The organism is Thermococcus sp. PK (genome assembly GCF_000430485.1).
GTDB classification, from domain to species: domain Archaea; phylum Methanobacteriota_B; class Thermococci; order Thermococcales; family Thermococcaceae; genus Thermococcus_A; species Thermococcus_A bergensis.
Genome location: NZ_KE387149.1, coordinates 634019 through 651021, shown reverse-complemented (window position 1 = coordinate 651021; position 17003 = coordinate 634019). Strand labels below are relative to the sequence as shown.

Below are 17003 nucleotides of genomic sequence, written 5' to 3'. Positions count from 1 at the left end.
TGCCATCCAAAGATAGTCAGATGGATGGAAGAGCTCGCGAAGAAGTACGAGATTCCATACCAGTGGGACATCCTTCTCGGCGGAGGAACTGATGCCGGTGCAATACACCTTAACAAGGCTGGTGTGCCAACCGGGGCAATAAGCATTCCCTCAAGATACATCCACTCGAACGCTGAAGTCGTTGATGAGAGGGACGTAGATGCAAGCGTTAAGCTCATGGTAAAGATCCTTGAGCACATACACGAGCTTGAGATTTGATTAAATGGTTTCTAAGTTTTCTTCTTCTCTTATTACATTCGCTATTTTCTCCTTTTGCATCATGGGGTAGATTTTGTAGAGTTTGTAAATGAAATAAGCCGCTCCTGTGAGAATTCCAGCTATTACGAAGGGAATTTTTGACGGCAACAGAAGACCGCGATGCCACTTGTAGAGAAGGTAGTTCTGGTAGTAGAAAAGGTAAGCTAAAACCGTGATTATAGCTCCCTCAATTCCAGCCTCTATCAGTTTTTTTTGATATTCTTCCATTTTACTCCCTCTCCTCACGATACTGTTAGGATAAGCTGTGGGGTGTCAGGTTTAAGTTACTGGCAGTACTTTAGAAAAAGAAGGGGGAACATGAAGTCTGAAACCATTATTTACTGGGTGGTTTCAGCCTTAAAACCCTTTCGTCGCAACAAAATCCCACCAGAAAAGAAAATCAGGGGAGTAGAATTATACCTGCGAGGCCTCAGTTACCGGCAAACCGCCAGAATACTCAAAATCAGTCACGTAACAGTCTGGGAGGCAGTCCAAAAACTCGCAGAAGCAGTTTACAAGCCAAAAATCCTCGCAGTCAAAAAACAGCGAAACTTCATCGCAGTTGACGAAACAGTAATAAAAATCAACGGGAAGAAAAGATACCTCTGGGCTGCAATTGACGTTGAGAGCAAGGAAGTTTTAGCAGTCTGGATTACGACTGTTAGAAACTGGTGGGTTGCCAGGGATTTCATTCTGGTTGTTTTAAAGTCGTGTGAAGGGCAGCCTGTCTTTCTGGTTGACAGGGCGAGCTGGTATAAGTCTGCTTTTAAGAGTTTGAGGTTGGGTTATCTGCATGTGACTTTCGGGCCGAGGAACAGTGTTGAGCGCTGGTTTAGGACGTTGAAGGAGAGGACGAAGCGTTTCTGGAATAATTTCAGGGGTAAAGACTGGAGGAGGGTTCATAGGTTTGTTTTTCTGTTTGCCTTCTGGTATAATTTTGTCAGAATTCATTCTAGTTTTGGTGATCCGCCTGGTGATGTTACTGAATGGCTTCAGGAGGTGATGCCCCAGTTATCCTAACAGTATCCTCCTCACTTTGGGAAAAGTTAAAAACCCTCATTAATAACTTTTTTGTTGAGTTAAGATGAGCGAATATTTCCCATACCAGTCCTTAAGGCCAAATCAAGAAGAATTCATCAAGTTAGTTGACAGTGCAGTAAGAAATGGGGAAAATCTTGTCGTTGAAGCCCCCACCGGTTTTGGAAAAACTGTAAGTGTGTTGGCTGGAGCTTTGCCCTATGCCAAGGAGATGGGATACAAGATAATCTACCTCGCAAGAACGCATAAGCAGATGGACAGAGTTATAGAAGAGCTCAAAGCCATAAGCAAGAAAACCCATGTAAGCGGAGTTGAGTTCAGGAGCAGAAAAGAACTTTGCCTTCACCAGTATATCCAAAACTTTGCCCCCGACGCTTACAACGCGATGATAGTCTGCAAAAATCTCAAAAAGCTTGGCAAATGCGAGTTTTTTGAAAACTTAAAGAAAAAGAAGGAAGAATTTGACGAACTTGTCCAGTACTTCATTCAGACGCCTGCAGAGCCCATAGCGGTGCTCACATATTCTAAAATGTTTGACTTCTGTCCTTATGAAGTTACCAGAAAGATTGCGCTGAGCTCTGATGTAATAGTGGCTAGCTACCTTTATATGATAAATCCCTCCATCAGGGAGAACTTTATGAGCTACTTTGATTTTGATTATTCTGACCTGATATTGATCTTCGACGAGGCGCACAACCTACCCGATCAGGCAATAAACGCCCTCAGTGATAGGATAAGCATCCACAGCATCAACAGGGCCATAAAGGAAGCTGACGAGTATAAGGAGCACGAAATAGCGAATTTTTTGAGTATTTTTCTGAAGGGGCTGGAAAATCTTTACCAGGAAAAATTGAAGGATGTGAAGGTTGAAGAAGTTCCCATACTCCCCGAAAGCATTTTTTACCATGTTTTTGACGTCTTGGGGATCAACGAGAAGCAGCTCATTAGGATTCTCGATCAGATGGTAAAGGCAGGAGATGCGATAAGAGAAGACAAAATCGAGAGAAACCTTCCTCCGAGGAGCTATGTCGGAAGGGTAGGGGAGTTTTTGCTCCTTTGGTTTGCCCTTATCGGGAAGGAGGATTACCTGTTTTTGATGAGCAGAGATAAAGGGTTTTCTCTTGAGCTTGTGGCGTTGGATCCCTCAAAGGCTTTGAGCTTTATCAGGCATGTTCAGTCAGCAGTTTTCATGTCAGGAACGCTGAGCCCTCTAGAAGCTTTTGCGGATATAATGGGAGTAGAGGGCAAACTTAAAAAATTCCCGAGGATGGTTAAGAGGGAAAACGCTCTTGTCCTGGTTGCAAAAGATGTTTCTACTAGAGGAGATGAGAGGAACCTTGAACTTTACAAGAAGCTTGCAAGATATATTGTCGAAGCGGTGAAGCTCATCCCAAAGAACGTGGGCGTTTTTACGGCTTCTTATGAAGTCCTTGAGGGGCTTTTATCGGCAAATGTGGATGTGCAGATACAGGAAGAGAGCGGAAAAAAGGTGTTCATTGAGCAGAAGGGGGCTTCTTCAAAGGAGAATGACCTTCTGGTTATGGCATTTAAGGAGGAGGCAAAAAGAGAGGGGGCTGTTTTGCTTGGAGTCATGGGTGGAAGGAACAGTGAAGGGCAGGATTACAGCGGAGATGAAATGAACGGTGTTGTTCTTGTGGGTATTCCCTACGCAAGGCCAACGCCGAGAGTTCAAGCCCAAATAAGGTACTTCGAAAACAAGTTCCCCGGAAAGGGAAGGTACTATGGTTACATCTTGCCGGCCCACAGGAAGCTTGTTCAGGCCGCCGGAAGGGTGCACAGAAGTGAAGACGAAAAAGGTGCGATAATAGTCTTGGATTACCGCTTGCTCTGGAGGTCAATTCAAAGGGATTTGCCGGATTGGATGAGAGAAACACTAAAGCCTGTAACTTTAGCGTCAATGAAGAGACACCTTATAGAGTTTTATAGGGGAGAAAAAATTAAAGTTGAAGGGACTTAATCCCTCTTCTCCACAATGTAGTATGCAGCAGCTCCAATTAGACCGAACAGCAGTGCCACAATTATCCATAGAACCTTTCTGCCAGTGCCCATGTCTTTTTGGTTTTTGGCGATGTCGTAAGCCACCCATAAGAGGCTCAAAAGCCCAATTATCAAACTTATTGTCCACCACATTCCCAGCATGATTTCACCTTGTTACCATCGAACTTTATAAAGATTTCTAATTAGAAAGAGTAAACGAAAACAAAACACAAATCATGGGGCACCAATTGGAGTATAGGACAAAAGAGCATGGTGTCAAACTTGACTTAGAAGTCAGAATATAAAAGAAAGGAAAGAATTCACTCCTTCTTAACGTGCTTTTCTACGAATTCCTTGAGAATGTCCTTGAGTTTTGGATATCCTATCTCCTCAAGCTCGTACCTGACTCTGACGGCTGGCTTGTTGAGGTTCATGAATCTTCTAAGGTCAACTGGGGTTCCCATGATGACCACATCTGCATCTGCTCTGTTGATGGTCTCCTCAAGCTCCTTGATCTGCTTCTTACCGTAGCCCATTGCTGGTAAGATAACGTCGAGGTGTGGGTACTTCTTGTATGTTTCAACTATTGAGCCAACGGCGTAGGGTCTTGGGTCGATGATCTCCTTGGCTCCAAACTTCTTGGCTGCAACGTAGCCTGCTCCGTATTTCATTCCACCGTGTGTGAGTGTTGGACCATCCTCAACCACGAGAACTCTCTTGCCCTTAATGAGCTCTGGCTTGTCAACGAAGATTGGGGAAGCGGCTTCGATTACAATGGCGTTCGGGTTGACTTTCTCTATGCTCTCCCTTACCTTTTGAATGTCATCTCTGTTTGCTGTATCAATCTTGTTTATAATTATCACATCGGCTGCTCTGAAGTTGGTCTCACCTGGGTGGTACTTAAGCTCGTGTCCAGGTCTGTGCGGGTCGGTAACTACTATCCAGAGGTCTGGAACGTAGAATGGGAAGTCGTTGTTTCCTCCGTCCCAGAGGATTATGTCGGCTTCTTTCTCCGCCTCGCGGAGTATCTTCTCGTAGTCAACGCCAGCATAGACGACCATGCCCCTCTCTATGTATGGCTCGTATTCTTCTCTCTCTTCGATAGTGCACTCGTACTTGTCGAGGTCTTCAAAGGTTGCAAACCTCTGGACAACCTGCTTTCTCAAATCTCCATAGGGCATTGGGTGTCTTATGGCAACTACTTTGTAGCCCATCTCTTGGAGGAGCTGGGCAACTTTCCTTGATGTTTGGCTCTTTCCACAACCTGTTCTAACGGCTGTAACTGCTACAACTGGCTTGGTGCTCTTTATCATTGTGCTCTTTGGTCCGAGAAGCCAGAAGTCAGCACCAGCGGCATGTGCCCTTGAGGCAAGGTGCATAACGTGTTCATGGGAAACATCTGAGTAAGCGAACACAACTATGTCAATGTCGTGTTCTTTGATTATCTTTTCAAGGTCATCTTCGTTCCATATTGGGATTCCGTTTGGATAAAGCTCACCAGCAAGCTCTGGTGGGTAAATTCTACCCTCGATGTCTGGAATCTGGGTGGCTGTGAAAGCTACCACTTCATATTCGGGATTGTCTCTGAAGAACGTGTTGAAGTTGTGGAAATCCCTTCCTGCCGCACCAAGAATTACGACCCTCTTTCTTTTCTTTTCGGCCATTTCTATCACCTCAAAATATTTGATTTAGGCGAATAGTGTTTGAATTTTGGCATTTATAACTATTTTTGTTTAATGATGCAAGTTTCTGGCGTGAACTCTTCGGTATGAGCAAGAGAAAACTGAAAAACATTCAAGAAATGCTTAGTAATCCTCGTGATTTGTCCCAAAGTGAGATGATTTAAGGGAGGAACCATAGGGATTGTATCTAGCTTCTTCATAAGCTGGAGCAGAATATTTTTCCATCTAAGAGCTATAATCTGCCTTCCTCAGTAGCCTTTGGGAAGATTCTTTATTCCTCTTCTTTTCAGCAGTTCAACTTCCCACTCTGCTAAGCTCGGACAAATTGTACAACCAAGGCGATAAAAGCCTTCATAATAGAGTGGATGGAGTTTAAACCCTCTCATAAGAATGAAGAGCTGAACCATCATTCCGCTCCAGAACTTTATCGGCATAATCTCCAAAATTTTACCAAATTGAGTTTTCCTCTCGATGACCGGTGGTTTTAACCTCCTCTTGGCGCTCTCACTGTCCCTATCGCCAACAACAATAATGGGATTTTCGAATTCTTTTACCACACTGTAGAGTGCCTCTACCTTCATCTTTGTACACCATCTGTTCCTATGAGAGGGCATTCCAAATTTGTCTATGGGCATTGGGACATCAACCTTAATGAGTTCCACACCAAGCTTTTTAGCAACTTTCTCTACGTAATCCTCAGTTTCAGGCATCTCATACTCCATATGAACATAAACCGCGCTAACTTTTCTAAATACCTCGCTAGCAAGTATAAGTGTAGCTGTTGAGTCTTTACCCCCACTCCACGGCACGATTATATCGTATCCCTCAAACTGCCTCAGAAAGGTCATGCTGGCTTCCACAAATGCTTCAATATATCCTTTGTTCGCCTCAATGATCGATTCGAGAGATACATCTTCAGTACAGGGACATTTCCATAAGACTTCAGTAAGCACTCCAAGCTTTTTGCTCACTTCAGCAACTTTGTTTGGGCCAGAAAAGTAGACCTCTTGGTTTAAGAGCTTTCTTAGTACAAGAGAAGTCTCCCCAAGGTCTACATCGAGGATTTCTTTCATGGACTTCCTAAAGTCATCTCCAACAGCCAGATACAGGTCGTAATCCGGGTGTATCTCAATTCCGAATGTATTTTTGGGGTTGAGGACGTAGGTTTCTTTCCATTCAAGTCCTAGCCTAAAGCGTGCCTTTATCTCCTCAAGGTTGGCATAAAGCTCATCAACCCTCATGTTTCTGACCTTTTTGGTTCTCAATGAGCGTGCATAGAAGGGTCTTTCCGTTTCCATAACAAACCTTATGACATCTCTCATTAACTCCTTCTCCTTTTCCCCAAAGAGAAGAATGGGAATGTAAGGATGCTCTAAGACCTCTTTAAGCTTATCTTCTACTTCTTCAAATCTCCTTCCACCGCCGAGACTTGAGACCTTCAGAAAACCGCCATAGTTTCGCTCATTTATATATTTAACCGCCTTGGAGTCTTTCCTCGCCCTGACTATGACATTGAACATGAGGGGATGTTCAAAAAGAGAACTTATAAATCTTTCCGCGGATAGAAGTCGTCAAAAATCCCAGCAGCTTATTTTTTCTTCTGAAACAGGTTTCCTTTTCAGCTTAAGCTTGTGAAGAAACTTTTCCCGTTATCTGCCCGGACGAGTACCTCGAGGGGAACAGTACAAAACTAGACATAAGAGAACACCTATTGTTTTGGTAGTATTGTTTTAAGCATAAGCTCATTTCCACTAACCGTTACTTGGGCTTCCACTTTGGTTGACTCATTAGCCTTTTTAGTGAGAAGGTTTTGGATTTCCTGAAGAGCTCTATCATCGTTCCAAAGGCTCTTCCATATCACCAGATAGTGTGTGGAGTTTTCCGCTAGGATTATTCTATCTCCCCGCCATGCTATAGATATTCTTGAAGCTTCTTCTTGGTCTACGCCATTAGTCACAAGAAGGAGATAGAAATAGAACTCCCCGAGTCGATCTTCGTGGATTATTCTGTAATCCCTGCCTAAGCTTATCTCTACTTCTTGGGGAAGAACTTTGGCTAAATAAAGTTCTGGATGCATTATCTGCTGGGTTGTTTGTGGTGGATTGGTGTAGGCTTCATTAACAAGCTCCCAACCTCCTTTTTGGTAGAGGTACTCGACGAATTTGTCACCAAAAACATAGGGAAAGTACCCAAAGTTTATGGGAGGGTCTTTGAGGTATAAGGAGGTTATTTTTTCTATTCTGATGCCGTGCTTCTTGCAATAAAGGTCGGCAGTTAAGTCTGCATCACCCTCAATTAGGGCTTTAATAGCAAGGCTACCGTCAAGTGTTTCTGGGTACTTTGGATCGAAGTACTGCTTTTGTATCACGTGGGTAAATTCATGAGCCAGAACTCTTTTGGCGGTATCTCCTGTTTTAAAAAAGTTTTCCGAGATTATGTAAACTTTATTCCCGGAGGTAACTGCTATCCATGAGGCAGTTTCTTTTTCTCTTGTTTTTGTGAGGTTATAGTCGGGCGGAACAAGAAAAGTCATCTTGTATATTAGTTCCCACTTTTTGATCTCTTGGTAATCCTCTCTGCTTGGACCCCATTTTTTAAGGGCTTCTTCCTTAGTAAGGACAATTATTTTTGGATTCTCCTTAAAACTAAGTCCTCTTATTTCCTCAACTTCTTTCGATATGTTGGAGGCTATCTGAAGCACTTGCTGAGCATCTTCGCTTGGATAGGAGTAGTTGTGATACAAAAACGCAATAAAGAAAATGCCTATGAGAAAAAGGGCAAGGAGAGATTTGTTCCTCATTTAACCACCAGAAATGCAAAAATCACTCCTTAAACTCGACGAATTCTTCCTTCATGCCATCTTTGGTTATTGTAACCACTTGAATTTTCCTTTCTCCTGTGTAAACATCTCTCTTACCCGCTGTCCTGACTGCCCTTATAGCCAATTCTCTAGCCTCTTCGATTGTCATATCTTCCTTGTACCCGTTTTCAAGTATCGCTATTGCAAACGGACTCCCAGAGCCCGTTGCAGTGTAGTTATCAAAGATAAGCCCTCCCAAAGGATCGAGGCTTGCAAGTGTTGGCTCCTCAACGTAGCCGCCGATGATTATTTGCACCATGTAGGGGAACCATTTGCTCTCGTTGAGTATGTTGCTAAGAAGGTTTGCCATAGCCTTTGCTGTCATTGGTTTTCCCCAGGTAAACTGGTAATACCTCGCTTCAGCTTCGAGCATTCTCGCTAAAGCCTGCAAATCACCAACGCTTCCTGCGGTTGTTATTGCTATCCTGTCAGTTATTGGCAAAATTTTCTTTATGTTGAGTGTCTCCACCATGTGATCGAGAGAAGCTTGAGTATCCGCTGCCAATACTACTCCATCTTTCAATTTAATTCCAACAGTGGTTGTTCCGGTTTTCTTTTCCATATCCTCTCACCTCTAGATGTGTATTCCTTAGAAGAGTTTTAAACCTTTGGGAATATAAGCTAAGCTAAAGCGGATTTAAAAATAATCGAAGGAGTATTCAACCTTCAAGCATGTCTTTGCAGCTCTCGCAGACCCATCTTTCATAGCCTTCGTGGACAACCCTGTGGAGCTGAGCATACTGCCCACAGACCTCACATATCCCATAGACTTCTCCCTCTTCTTTTTCAGCTTCCTCTTCCTTGTGATTGTAAGTATTTACCGCTGCAAGGAGATCTGCCGCTGTTACAAATCCCATTGGCATTCCAAGCTTTGTTACGAGGAGCCTTCTAACTCCTTTCTCCATCATAAGCTCGATTGCATCCTGAATATCATAGTCGTATTCTATCGTTATGGGGGTTTTTGTCATTATTTCACTAACTTTTACCTCTTTGGGATTCTTCCCCTTGGCAACTACTTTGTTGAGAATGTCTCTGTCCGTAACGATACCTATTATCTCGTCTTTGTCCATAACAACCGCACTGCTTACTTTGTTCCTTGCGAGAATTTTCGCAACTTTTTCAACAGTTTCGGTTGGTCTAACAACAACTGCCTTCCTTTTAACTATTTGCTCCACAGTAATTTTGGGCATCATTGTTATTCCCTCCTGATTCATATTGAACTACGATAAGAAACTTAAAAATGTTTTGGGATTAAATTTTCTTTTTCATTAGGTATCGAGAAATTAAGAAAAATCCTACCATAAATACTAAAATCGCCAAAATGTATGGTATTGGTGAACTCTCAACTAACTTGGGTGTAACCGTTTCGTTAATATCCTCAAGCCCTGGAGAAGGGGCTCGTTCAATAGCGTATGTTGCATTCTTGGCAGCTAACTGGGGTTCTTCTTGGAGGAGCCTGTCAAATAGTACATAAACTCCCGAAGCTAGAAGCCCGGCTATTCCCAAGCTTATAATCTGTATTTTCTCAAGAACTCCTAGAAAACGTTTTTTAACTGACATTCCTCTAGGAAGCAGAAGAATTGGCTTTGATGCAGCCCTGTAAAGCTTCACCTCTTGTAGCCTCTTCCCGTATTTCTTCCCTGCAATCTCTACAAGCCCTACCCTCACCATTTTATCTATGTGATAAGAAACGGTTGACATTGGGAGTCCGAGCTCCTTTGCTATTTCTGACATTGAAAGCGTCTTTTCTTGCAGGAGTCCCAGTATTAGAAGTGAAGTTTCATTTGCAAGAATTTGGGCCAGTTCTTTAGCCTTCTCATCTCTCACATCAATTGTTTCAAATTCCACCTGCTACACCAGGATTATTTGGCAATAAAAATATTAAAACCTTTGTTTTCACTTCAAAAGGGGTTGAAATAAAAAATCTGAGTAAAGTTATGAAAAGGAAAGAAAAGCTAAGTTCATGGCTTCTCGAGGATGATCTCGATTGTTGAAGTGTTGGCTGTTCTTCCATCAGCTGTTGGGAGCTCCTCTGTGCCGATCTTTATCTCCTTGACCCTAACTTCTGGGAGGAACCTGTTCCTGACGATCTCTGCAACGTCAACGGCCCTGCTGATAGCCCTACCTCTTGCTCTGATGCTAACTTCCTTTGCACCCTCGTTGAACTGGGTTATTACGGCCAATACATAGTTCATAACAGGCTTCTTTCCTATGAAGACAACATGCTCCTCTGCCATTTTTGACACCCTCCGAAAGTTTTGTCAATAGCAAACTTTGGATATGTGGTTAAATACTTTTCGGTTAAATACCAGAGTTTCCAAATATGTCCTAAAAACTCAAGAAACCGAGTTTTAGTTTTAACATCTTTGTGTACATTAGAAAATCTTTTTAAGGTTGATTATTACAAAAAATTGGTGATACGATGGCTATTCATCCAATTGATTACAGGTACGGTAGTGAGGAGATGAAACGCATTTGGGAGGAAGAAAATAAGCTTCAGAAACTCCTTGATGTTGAAGCTGCTTTAGCTAGGGCTCACGCACAACTAGGTAATATCCCTGAAGAAAGTGCAAAAATAATCAGTGAAAGGGCCAATACTAACTGGGTAAAAGTCGAAAGGGTCAACGAAATTGAGGAGGAAATACATCATGACATAATGGCAGTCGTTAAGGCTTTAAGTGAAGTTTGTGGAGAACATGGGAAATACGTCCATCTTGGAGCGACTTCCAATGATATAATAGACACCGCCAACGCTCTTCTTATTAAAGACTCTTTGGAGATTGTTTTAAAAGATCTTAGGGAGCTCCGTTCAATACTCAAAAAGCTAGCAAAGGAGCACAAATATACTGTGTGCATTGGAAGAACTCACGGCCAGCATGCCGTTCCAACCACATATGGGATGAAGTTTGCCATCTGGCTAGATGAAATCCAAAGACATATTGATAGAATTGAAGAGGCCAAGAAGAGAATCCTTGTAGGGCAGATGAGCGGTGCTGTTGGAACAATGGCATCTTTTGGCGAAAAAGGGCTTGAACTTCAGCGTTTAGTTATGGAGGATCTTGGCCTTAAGCCTGCAAGAATAAGCAACCAAATAATTCAGAGAGACATCTACGGAGAACTCATGAGCATTCTGGCCTTAATAGCTTCAACCCTCGACAAAATAGCCCTTGAAATAAGAAACCTCCAGAGAACTGAGATTCTTGAAGTCAGCGAACCCTTTGGAAAGAAGCAGGTTGGCTCTTCAACAATGCCGCACAAGAGGAACCCGATAAGGTGTGAAAAAGTCAGCGGGCTTGCACGGGTTATCTATTCCAACGTTATTCCAGCCTTACTCAACAATCCGCTGTGGCACGAGAGAGACCTTACTAACTCTTCAGTTGAGCGTGTTATCCTTCCAGAGACGTTTATACTCTTGGATGAGATGTTGAAGAGTATGAAGAAGGTCTTATCCGGCCTGGAGTTCTTCCCTGAGAATATAAAGAGAAATCTTTACCTCACAAAGAACCTGATAATGGCCGAACCGCTGATGCTCAAGCTTACGGAGAAGGGCATGGGGAGGCAGGAGGCTCACGAACTAGTGAGAAAACTCGCCATGAAAGCATTTGAAGAGGGAAGAGATCTGTTAGAAGTGGTTAAAGAGAGTGAAGCTATGAAATATCTCACTGAAGACGATTTAAACTCCCTAAAGCCAGAAAACTACATAGGCTTGGCTCCCCAGATAGTGGACAACGTAATAGCCTACATAGAAGAGGTCGAGAGAAGAGAGAGAAGTTAGTTCCTCTCAGCTGCTTCCAAAATTTTTTCCTCTCCAAGCGGAAGGACGAGCGGTCTGGAAAGGTGCTTTCTTGCATCAGGTGGCACTTCATAGATTTTTTTCTCAAGCTGGCGGGGTAATCTTTTTGGAATCAGAACTTTTGGCATTCTGTGTCCGCATTCTTTGCACTTCAGGTAGTCCCCTTTGCTTTTCATTGTTCCCCCACACTTTGGACATTTTGGCTTTTCATAAACTATTTTTTCGGCAAGCCTTATCGGGTAGAATTTTTCCAAGTTGAGGGTCAAAACACCCTCGAACTCCTTTACTCCTCCGGCTGCAATGACCTCGTCGCCTTCAATTAACATCCTAACGTATTTTCTAAATCCCTTGGTGGGCTCAAAGGCTGCAACCCTGATTGTGCCGGTATCATCACTCAGCTCGAAAAACACGTGCCTTCCTTTCTCCCAGTATTCTCTACTAACTCTTCCTCTTACAACGGCACTCTCCAAGGGCTTTAATTCGCCGATCTTTTTAAACCTCAAATGGTCGTCTGTATTTTGGTTTGTTTTATAAATCTGGAAGAACTCTACGGGTTCTTCAATAATGATGTTTTCAAATGTCCACAAAACCCGATTCTTATCTATTCCCCTAATTCCAACCAGAACGGGGTCTTTTCCGTGGGGAGTTATCAGAACGCTCCCCTTGAAGGGGTCGACGTTATCATATGTGAAGGGATAAGTTAATTTATCGGTTTCAAAAACACTATCTTCCTTGACTCTTCTTTTACTTCCCCAGAATTCCCTTTTCCTGTATGCTAGGAGTTCATAGGTAAAGTTCTTCAGCGGGTGGCCGATTGCCGCAAGGGCTCCAATTATACCCCTGCCGAGCTTGAACTTGTGGATTTCTGCATTTACTCCTCTCGCAACTTTTTCAGCGTCCTCAATGGTAACGTGATCCCATATAGCCTTATACGTAAACTCTTCCAGTTCTTTGGGAATTTCTCCCTCCAGAAATACAACTCCGGGGTTTGTGTTCTCATGATTAAAGTCTGATAACTCCTCAACCATATCCAGAACAAGCTCTTTTATCTTTGGAATCTCCTCATCTTCCACTTCGAAACTCATTGCCACAGCTCCGTTTCCCCTTGTCTTGTACGGTACGTTTGGGTTTAGACGGATGAGCTTTGGAAGGTCTAAAGGCTCCGCTACCCTGGAGATCTCTCTATACAGCAGGGCACCTAGATAAGTGGTGCACATCCCATCTGGTGAATCCGTGTCGTCAATGCCTATGTGAAGCTTCATCATTCCCTTAGGATATGCTGAATGGTTAAAAGTTTATCCATTGAGAGGAAACTTTTAAATCCCCTACCCCTATTTATAAATGATATGATGGAGAAAGAGAGACTGCTACGAATTGTTGAAACCATATTCAAGGGGACTGGATTTAAGGTTGCGAGAATGGAGTTTAAAGGCTCGTGCTTTGACCTAGTTGCTAGTAGGCTCTTTTTGCTGCTCTTCGTGAAAGTTCTCCAAAATATAGACTCCTTTACGGAGGAGCAGGCAGAGGATTTGAAGCGCCTAGCCAAGCTCTTTGGGGCCTCTCCTCTGATCGTGGGGTTAAAGTCTAAAAACGAAGAACTCGAAGAAGGGGTTGTTTACGAAAGACACGGAATCTATGCTCTAAACCCACAGACTCTTTATGATATCCTTGTGGAAAACGAACTGCCTGCAATCTTTGCCGAGAGGGGCGGTTTTTACGTAAGGGTTAACGGTGAATATCTGCGAGAGCTTAGAGAGAGACACGGCTATAGCGTTGGAGAGCTCGCTGAACTTCTTGGAGTTTCAAGGAAGAGCCTCCAGAACTATGAGAAAGGAGAGCAGGCCATGAGCCTTGAGGTTGCTCTGAGGCTTGAGGAGCTGTTCGATGCCCCGGTTGCAAAGCCCATCGATGTTCTTAACGCAAGAGTCGAGGCCAAGATGGAGGTTGAACCGGAGACAGACCTTGAAAGGGAAGTCTTCAAACGCTTGGAAGAGTTTGGAATGGGGGTCATAAAAATCAAAAAAGCTCCTTTTGATGCCATCTCAAAGGAAGGGGGAGTGAAGATTTTAACAGGCATAAGTGAAAGAAAGACGTTATCGACTGTGAAAAGGGCTCAAATAGTAGATGAAGTTAGCAAAATTATCCAGAGCGACGGGCTGTTTATCCTCGAAAGGACTAAAACCGAGGTTGTGGGAGAAATTCCTCTCATCCCAAAGGAGAAGCTCAACGAGATTAGGGATGCCGACGAGCTTATTGAGATGATTGAAGAACTCAAGAAAGAGATAAAGAGAAAGATATTCAGCTGAAGAAAACCTTTCTCCACACGTCTCTAATCTTGTCGACATATTTTGATGGCGAGGCAACCATTACTGCCCATCTGGGTGTTTGCCTTCTCTTGAGGGCGTTTGCTAGGGGGGTGACCTTTGTTAAAGGCTTTATTTCTCCAGTGTGCATTACCACACCAATTTCCGTTGACTTCAATCTCGGCTCGGTAAGCATTAGGTCAGCCGTTGAGAATTCTATAATTACCTCTCCTTCCTTCGCTCCCACAGCATCTGCTAGTTTCCTTTCGAGCTCTTGGCGTTTCTTTATGTCTCTATAAACTGCCAACAGTTCTCTTTTTTCCTCGGCGGTAAGTTCATCAGCCCCCAGCAGCAGTGCGGCCTTAAACAAGTCGCGGTACTTAATGCGCTTTACGATTTCCCTTGGATAGCCCTCCAAATCTTCAAGCTCTACAAGGACTCTGCAGTCTGTCATCTTCCAGAACTCCCAGAGGTGGCCGTCTTCAAGGGCAAATTCCAGAGCTCTGGTCAGCATTCCCTCTGCTATCTTTACCGTGTGGTGGAAATAAACCCTAGAGTACATGAGCGCTCTGGCCACCATCATACCCTCAACTGCCTCGACTCCCTTCTCGTCAACAACAAGCTCATTGTTGTGAATTCTTAGAACCTTCAGAAGCCTCTCAAGGTCGATTATTCCATGGGCCACCCCGGTATAGTGGGCGTCCCTAATGAGGTAGTCTAGCTGGTCTACATCCACGTCTCCATGCAGTGCCTGTCCGAGATATCTTTTTCCATATTTGCCCAGAATAAGGTCGGCAACTTCCTTTGGCTCATAGCCGTAAAATTCCAGTATCTCAGGTATGAACTGCCTTTCTTCTATCTCCCCGTCTATTATGTCGATCTTTCCAAGGATGATGTTCTGGCCGAGATGCATATGATCGTATTCCCTCACATAGTGCTCGTATATCTGCTCGAAGGTGTGTGAAAACGGACCGTGGCCAATATCGTGAAGCAACGCTGCTGTCTCTAGGAGGGTTTTTTCCTCTTCGCTAAGTCCCAGTTCCATGGCAAGCCTTTTTGCAATGTTGTATGTGCCTAATGAGTGCTCAAAGCGAGAGTGATTTGCGCCGGGGTAGACAAGATACGCAAGCCCAAGCTGCTTTATATTTCTAAGCCTCTGAAATTCCGGAGTTTTTATGAGGTCCAAAATGAGCCCGCTTATCTTCATACTTCCATGAATGGGGTCGTGAATTATCTTTGGCTTCATAATTCTCACCTAGAATAGACTTGGGACTTTTAAGTTAAATAATTTACCATGAAAAAAGAGAAAATGGGATTAAATGTCCCTTCCGACTATAAAAATTCTCTTTGTTTTTCCCGGCTTTTGGGGCAAACCTTCTCTTACTTTCTCCGCTGGCACAGCTTCAACTATTAGCTCCGATGACTTGGCCTCTTCTACTTCATATCTAACTGGGTTGTTTGCTTCGTATATCAGCCCTCTTATCTCATCTTCTATGCCAGCTGGCTTCTCTCCCACGTATCCGACTTTTATTATGGCTTTTGGTTTTGGATTGTCCGGTGAGAGGGGGTGGTAGATTATCACGAAGTCCACTAAGAAGGGCTGTTCTTTAAACGATAACTACCGGAACATTTGAATATTTTTGGTTCCGTAAAGCTTAAATGGTTTTGAGTCATATTTTTTGATGGTGTGGCAGTCTCCGATATGTGGGGGAAAGTTAAGCCCGAATGGAGACTGCTGAAAGCCCTGAAGATGTGGGGAGTTCCCGTTCCCCCGAAAGCCCTCCGATGAAGACGGGAGGAGGGAAGCCTACCCGTTACGAAATTAACACCCTACACACACTTTACGGGTAGGCAGAACGGTATCTGTGAACGATGTCCATAACCTGATCTATGTGGAGCTTTGCTCCGCTAAGGCTTATTACATCCTTTACCCTGATGATGTTAATCACTTTCCCATCAATGACCCTTGCTAAATCCCCAATCTTGTAGTTGAAGAGCGGCAACCCAGTAAGTTCGCCCTCTCTCATGATTTTGGTGATATATATTTCGTAGTAGTCCTTATACTCCGGATCCGCATCTTCTTTTAAGAGTATTAGTGATTCTGGGAAAGTGAAAGGTTCCATTCCTTTTCTGGTCACAATTCTTCTCCCTGTGGCATCGTCTTCAGAGTTTCCAAATACATCTAAGATAACGGCATTTGGGAAGCTGTCCAGTATAGCATTGGCCATTTCCTGACTCAACGTCTCTCCACCTACCAAAATAACCTGTATGTCGTTTTTGATGTCCTCTGGTAGCGTTAGCCGTTCTGCCTACCCGTAAAGTGTGTGTAAAGTGTTAATTTCATAACGGGTAGGCTTCCAGCCTCCCGTCTTCATTGGCTGGCTTTCGGGGGGAACGGAGACTCCCCACATCTTCAAGGCTTTCAAACGAATATTCCAACTCCCAACAACATCCCTATCAGCCTCAAAACCACACTCGCATTTTAAAACCCTATACCCATTCGGGCTTAACTTTCCCCCACATATCGGGCACAGGGATGAAGTGCGAGCAGGATTAACAAAAACCACACTCACACCCTTCAACTTGGCTTTATACTCAATAATGGATTGAAGCTTTCTAAAACTCCACCTGTGCAAGCGACCATTCAACTCAGCAGAGTATCTGACTGAGTCTCTAATATTAGTCAAATCCTCAAGGGCAATACAACCATAATTCTCTGCCAGTTCAACAATCTTGGTTGCTAACTTGTGATACAAGTCATTTAGTCTGTTCCTTTCTCTTTCGCCATACTTTTCCAAAAGCTCTTTTCTCTTTTTACCCGTTTTTAGCTTCTTCTGAATTCTCCTCCTCTTCAAGAAATAACCCGTTCTAATTTCCCTCTCGTGGGTGATGATCTGGATAAAGTTCCCATCTGGAAGGCTGAGGGTTACATTGTTCTCGTTCAAGTCCACACCAACGACGGCTTTTGACTCTCTGACTTCAACTTCCTTTGAGAACACCACGTGGAGGAAAACTCCTTTTGGATTTTTAAC

The 17003-nt window shown here is 43.6% G+C and carries 18 protein-coding genes and 1 pseudogene; 5 read left to right on the top strand and 14 right to left on the bottom strand.

Translation table 11 applies throughout. The features are described 5' to 3' along the window. Nucleotides 1-258, top strand: a pseudogene (locus THEPK_RS05435) (M20/M25/M40 family metallo-hydrolase); the annotation flags it as partial. Here the strand turns inward: THEPK_RS05435 and THEPK_RS05430 are convergent. Then, complete coding sequence (locus tag THEPK_RS05430; protein WP_042699276.1) at nucleotides 259-525, bottom strand: hypothetical protein; 267 nt, start codon at nucleotides 523-525, stop codon at nucleotides 259-261. A gap of 90 nt (nucleotides 526-615) precedes the next feature. Between THEPK_RS05430 and THEPK_RS05425 the strand changes: the two genes are divergently transcribed. Together THEPK_RS05425 and THEPK_RS05420 are read left to right on the top strand one after the other, a co-directional pair. Further along, nucleotides 616-1317: an IS6-like element ISPfu1 family transposase gene (locus THEPK_RS05425; protein WP_011011522.1), complete on the top strand. Its 702-nt coding sequence runs from the start codon at nucleotides 616-618 to the stop codon at nucleotides 1315-1317. A gap of 64 nt (nucleotides 1318-1381) precedes the next feature. Then, nucleotides 1382-3313, top strand: coding sequence for a helicase C-terminal domain-containing protein (locus THEPK_RS05420; protein WP_042699273.1), 1932 nt, complete (start codon nucleotides 1382-1384; stop codon nucleotides 3311-3313). Here THEPK_RS05420 and THEPK_RS05415 read toward each other — a convergent pair. The 8 genes from THEPK_RS05415 to albA form a co-directional block, all read right to left on the bottom strand. Next, nucleotides 3310-3495 carry a PLDc N-terminal domain-containing protein gene (locus THEPK_RS05415; RefSeq protein ID WP_042699270.1) on the bottom strand — a complete coding sequence of 62 codons (186 nt, stop codon included), beginning with the start codon at nucleotides 3493-3495 and terminating at the stop codon, nucleotides 3310-3312. The genes THEPK_RS05420 and THEPK_RS05415 overlap by 4 nt on opposite strands. A gap of 158 nt (nucleotides 3496-3653) precedes the next feature. After that, nucleotides 3654-4997, bottom strand: coding sequence for a cyclic 2,3-diphosphoglycerate synthase (locus tag THEPK_RS05410; protein ID WP_042699266.1), 1344 nt, complete (start codon nucleotides 4995-4997; stop codon nucleotides 3654-3656). A gap of 266 nt (nucleotides 4998-5263) precedes the next feature. Continuing rightward, a complete protein-coding gene (locus tag THEPK_RS05405) occupies nucleotides 5264-6535 on the bottom strand; it encodes a phosphoadenosine phosphosulfate reductase domain-containing protein (RefSeq protein ID WP_042699264.1) in 1272 nt (423 codons plus the stop codon). 188 nt (nucleotides 6536-6723) lie between these two features. Next, nucleotides 6724-7815, bottom strand: coding sequence for an eCIS core domain-containing protein (locus THEPK_RS05400; RefSeq protein ID WP_042699260.1), 1092 nt, complete (start codon nucleotides 7813-7815; stop codon nucleotides 6724-6726). Between the two features lie 22 nt (nucleotides 7816-7837). Beyond that, nucleotides 7838-8437, bottom strand: a complete 600-nt coding sequence (psmB, locus tag THEPK_RS05395) for an archaeal proteasome endopeptidase complex subunit beta (RefSeq protein ID WP_042699258.1) — start codon at nucleotides 8435-8437, stop codon at nucleotides 7838-7840. A 97-nt stretch (nucleotides 8438-8534) separates the two neighbouring features. After that, nucleotides 8535-9068: a CBS domain-containing protein gene (locus THEPK_RS05390; RefSeq protein ID WP_042699255.1), complete on the bottom strand. Its 534-nt coding sequence runs from the start codon at nucleotides 9066-9068 to the stop codon at nucleotides 8535-8537. Nucleotides 9069-9126: 58 nt separating this feature from the next. Beyond that, complete coding sequence (locus THEPK_RS05385; RefSeq protein WP_042699252.1) at nucleotides 9127-9723, bottom strand: ArsR/SmtB family transcription factor; 597 nt, start codon at nucleotides 9721-9723, stop codon at nucleotides 9127-9129. A 113-nt stretch (nucleotides 9724-9836) separates the two neighbouring features. Continuing rightward, entirely contained in the window at nucleotides 9837-10112 is a 276-nt protein-coding gene (albA, locus tag THEPK_RS05380; protein ID WP_004067437.1) for a DNA-binding protein Alba, read from the bottom strand. Between the two features lie 185 nt (nucleotides 10113-10297). On the opposite strand from albA, the gene purB reads away from it, so the two are divergent. After that, nucleotides 10298-11650, top strand: a complete 1353-nt coding sequence (purB, locus tag THEPK_RS05375) for an adenylosuccinate lyase (RefSeq protein WP_042699250.1) — start codon at nucleotides 10298-10300, stop codon at nucleotides 11648-11650. Here the strand turns inward: purB and tiaS are convergent. Further along, nucleotides 11647-12930, bottom strand: a complete 1284-nt coding sequence (gene tiaS / locus THEPK_RS05370) for a tRNA(Ile2) 2-agmatinylcytidine synthetase TiaS (protein WP_042699248.1) — start codon at nucleotides 12928-12930, stop codon at nucleotides 11647-11649. The two genes, purB and tiaS, sit on opposite strands and share 4 nt — an antisense overlap. Before the next feature lie 87 nt (nucleotides 12931-13017). Between tiaS and THEPK_RS05365 the strand changes: the two genes are divergently transcribed. After that, nucleotides 13018-13974, top strand: coding sequence for a transcriptional regulator (locus tag THEPK_RS05365; protein WP_042700619.1), 957 nt, complete (start codon nucleotides 13018-13020; stop codon nucleotides 13972-13974). Here THEPK_RS05365 and THEPK_RS05360 read toward each other — a convergent pair. From THEPK_RS05360 to THEPK_RS05345, 4 genes are all read right to left on the bottom strand, one after another. Next, entirely contained in the window at nucleotides 13967-15217 is a 1251-nt protein-coding gene (locus THEPK_RS05360; protein WP_042699247.1) for an HD domain-containing protein, read from the bottom strand. The genes THEPK_RS05365 and THEPK_RS05360 overlap by 8 nt on opposite strands. A gap of 69 nt (nucleotides 15218-15286) precedes the next feature. After that, complete coding sequence (locus THEPK_RS05355) at nucleotides 15287-15553, bottom strand: hypothetical protein (protein ID WP_042699246.1); 267 nt, start codon at nucleotides 15551-15553, stop codon at nucleotides 15287-15289. A 259-nt stretch (nucleotides 15554-15812) separates the two neighbouring features. Next, nucleotides 15813-16211 (bottom strand): hypothetical protein, encoded by a 399-nt coding sequence (locus THEPK_RS05350; protein WP_198011291.1) that lies wholly within the window; start codon nucleotides 16209-16211, stop codon nucleotides 15813-15815. Between the two features lie 69 nt (nucleotides 16212-16280). Beyond that, the coding region (locus THEPK_RS05345; protein ID WP_042699243.1) for an RNA-guided endonuclease InsQ/TnpB family protein at nucleotides 16281-17003 on the bottom strand (723 nt) is incomplete at its 5' end.

Coding starts and splice junctions, on each gene's coding strand:
- THEPK_RS05360 (WP_042699247.1), bottom strand. CDS start 15,217: ATGAAGCCAAAGATAATTCACGACCCCATTCATGGAAGTATGAAGATA.
- psmB (WP_042699258.1), bottom strand. CDS start 8,437: ATGGAAAAGAAAACCGGAACAACCACTGTTGGAATTAAATTGAAAGAT.
- THEPK_RS05425 (WP_011011522.1), top strand. CDS start 616: ATGAAGTCTGAAACCATTATTTACTGGGTGGTTTCAGCCTTAAAACCC.
- THEPK_RS05430 (WP_042699276.1), bottom strand. CDS start 525: ATGGAAGAATATCAAAAAAAACTGATAGAGGCTGGAATTGAGGGAGCT.
- THEPK_RS05390 (WP_042699255.1), bottom strand. CDS start 9,068: ATGATGCCCAAAATTACTGTGGAGCAAATAGTTAAAAGGAAGGCAGTT.
- THEPK_RS05410 (WP_042699266.1), bottom strand. CDS start 4,997: ATGGCCGAAAAGAAAAGAAAGAGGGTCGTAATTCTTGGTGCGGCAGGA.
- tiaS (WP_042699248.1), bottom strand. CDS start 12,930: ATGAAGCTTCACATAGGCATTGACGACACGGATTCACCAGATGGGATG.
- THEPK_RS05405 (WP_042699264.1), bottom strand. CDS start 6,535: ATGTTCAATGTCATAGTCAGGGCGAGGAAAGACTCCAAGGCGGTTAAA.
- THEPK_RS05420 (WP_042699273.1), top strand. CDS start 1,382: ATGAGCGAATATTTCCCATACCAGTCCTTAAGGCCAAATCAAGAAGAA.
- purB (WP_042699250.1), top strand. CDS start 10,298: ATGGCTATTCATCCAATTGATTACAGGTACGGTAGTGAGGAGATGAAA.
- albA (WP_004067437.1), bottom strand. CDS start 10,112: ATGGCAGAGGAGCATGTTGTCTTCATAGGAAAGAAGCCTGTTATGAAC.
- THEPK_RS05365 (WP_042700619.1), top strand. CDS start 13,018: ATGGAGAAAGAGAGACTGCTACGAATTGTTGAAACCATATTCAAGGGG.
- THEPK_RS05415 (WP_042699270.1), bottom strand. CDS start 3,495: ATGCTGGGAATGTGGTGGACAATAAGTTTGATAATTGGGCTTTTGAGC.
- THEPK_RS05400 (WP_042699260.1), bottom strand. CDS start 7,815: ATGAGGAACAAATCTCTCCTTGCCCTTTTTCTCATAGGCATTTTCTTT.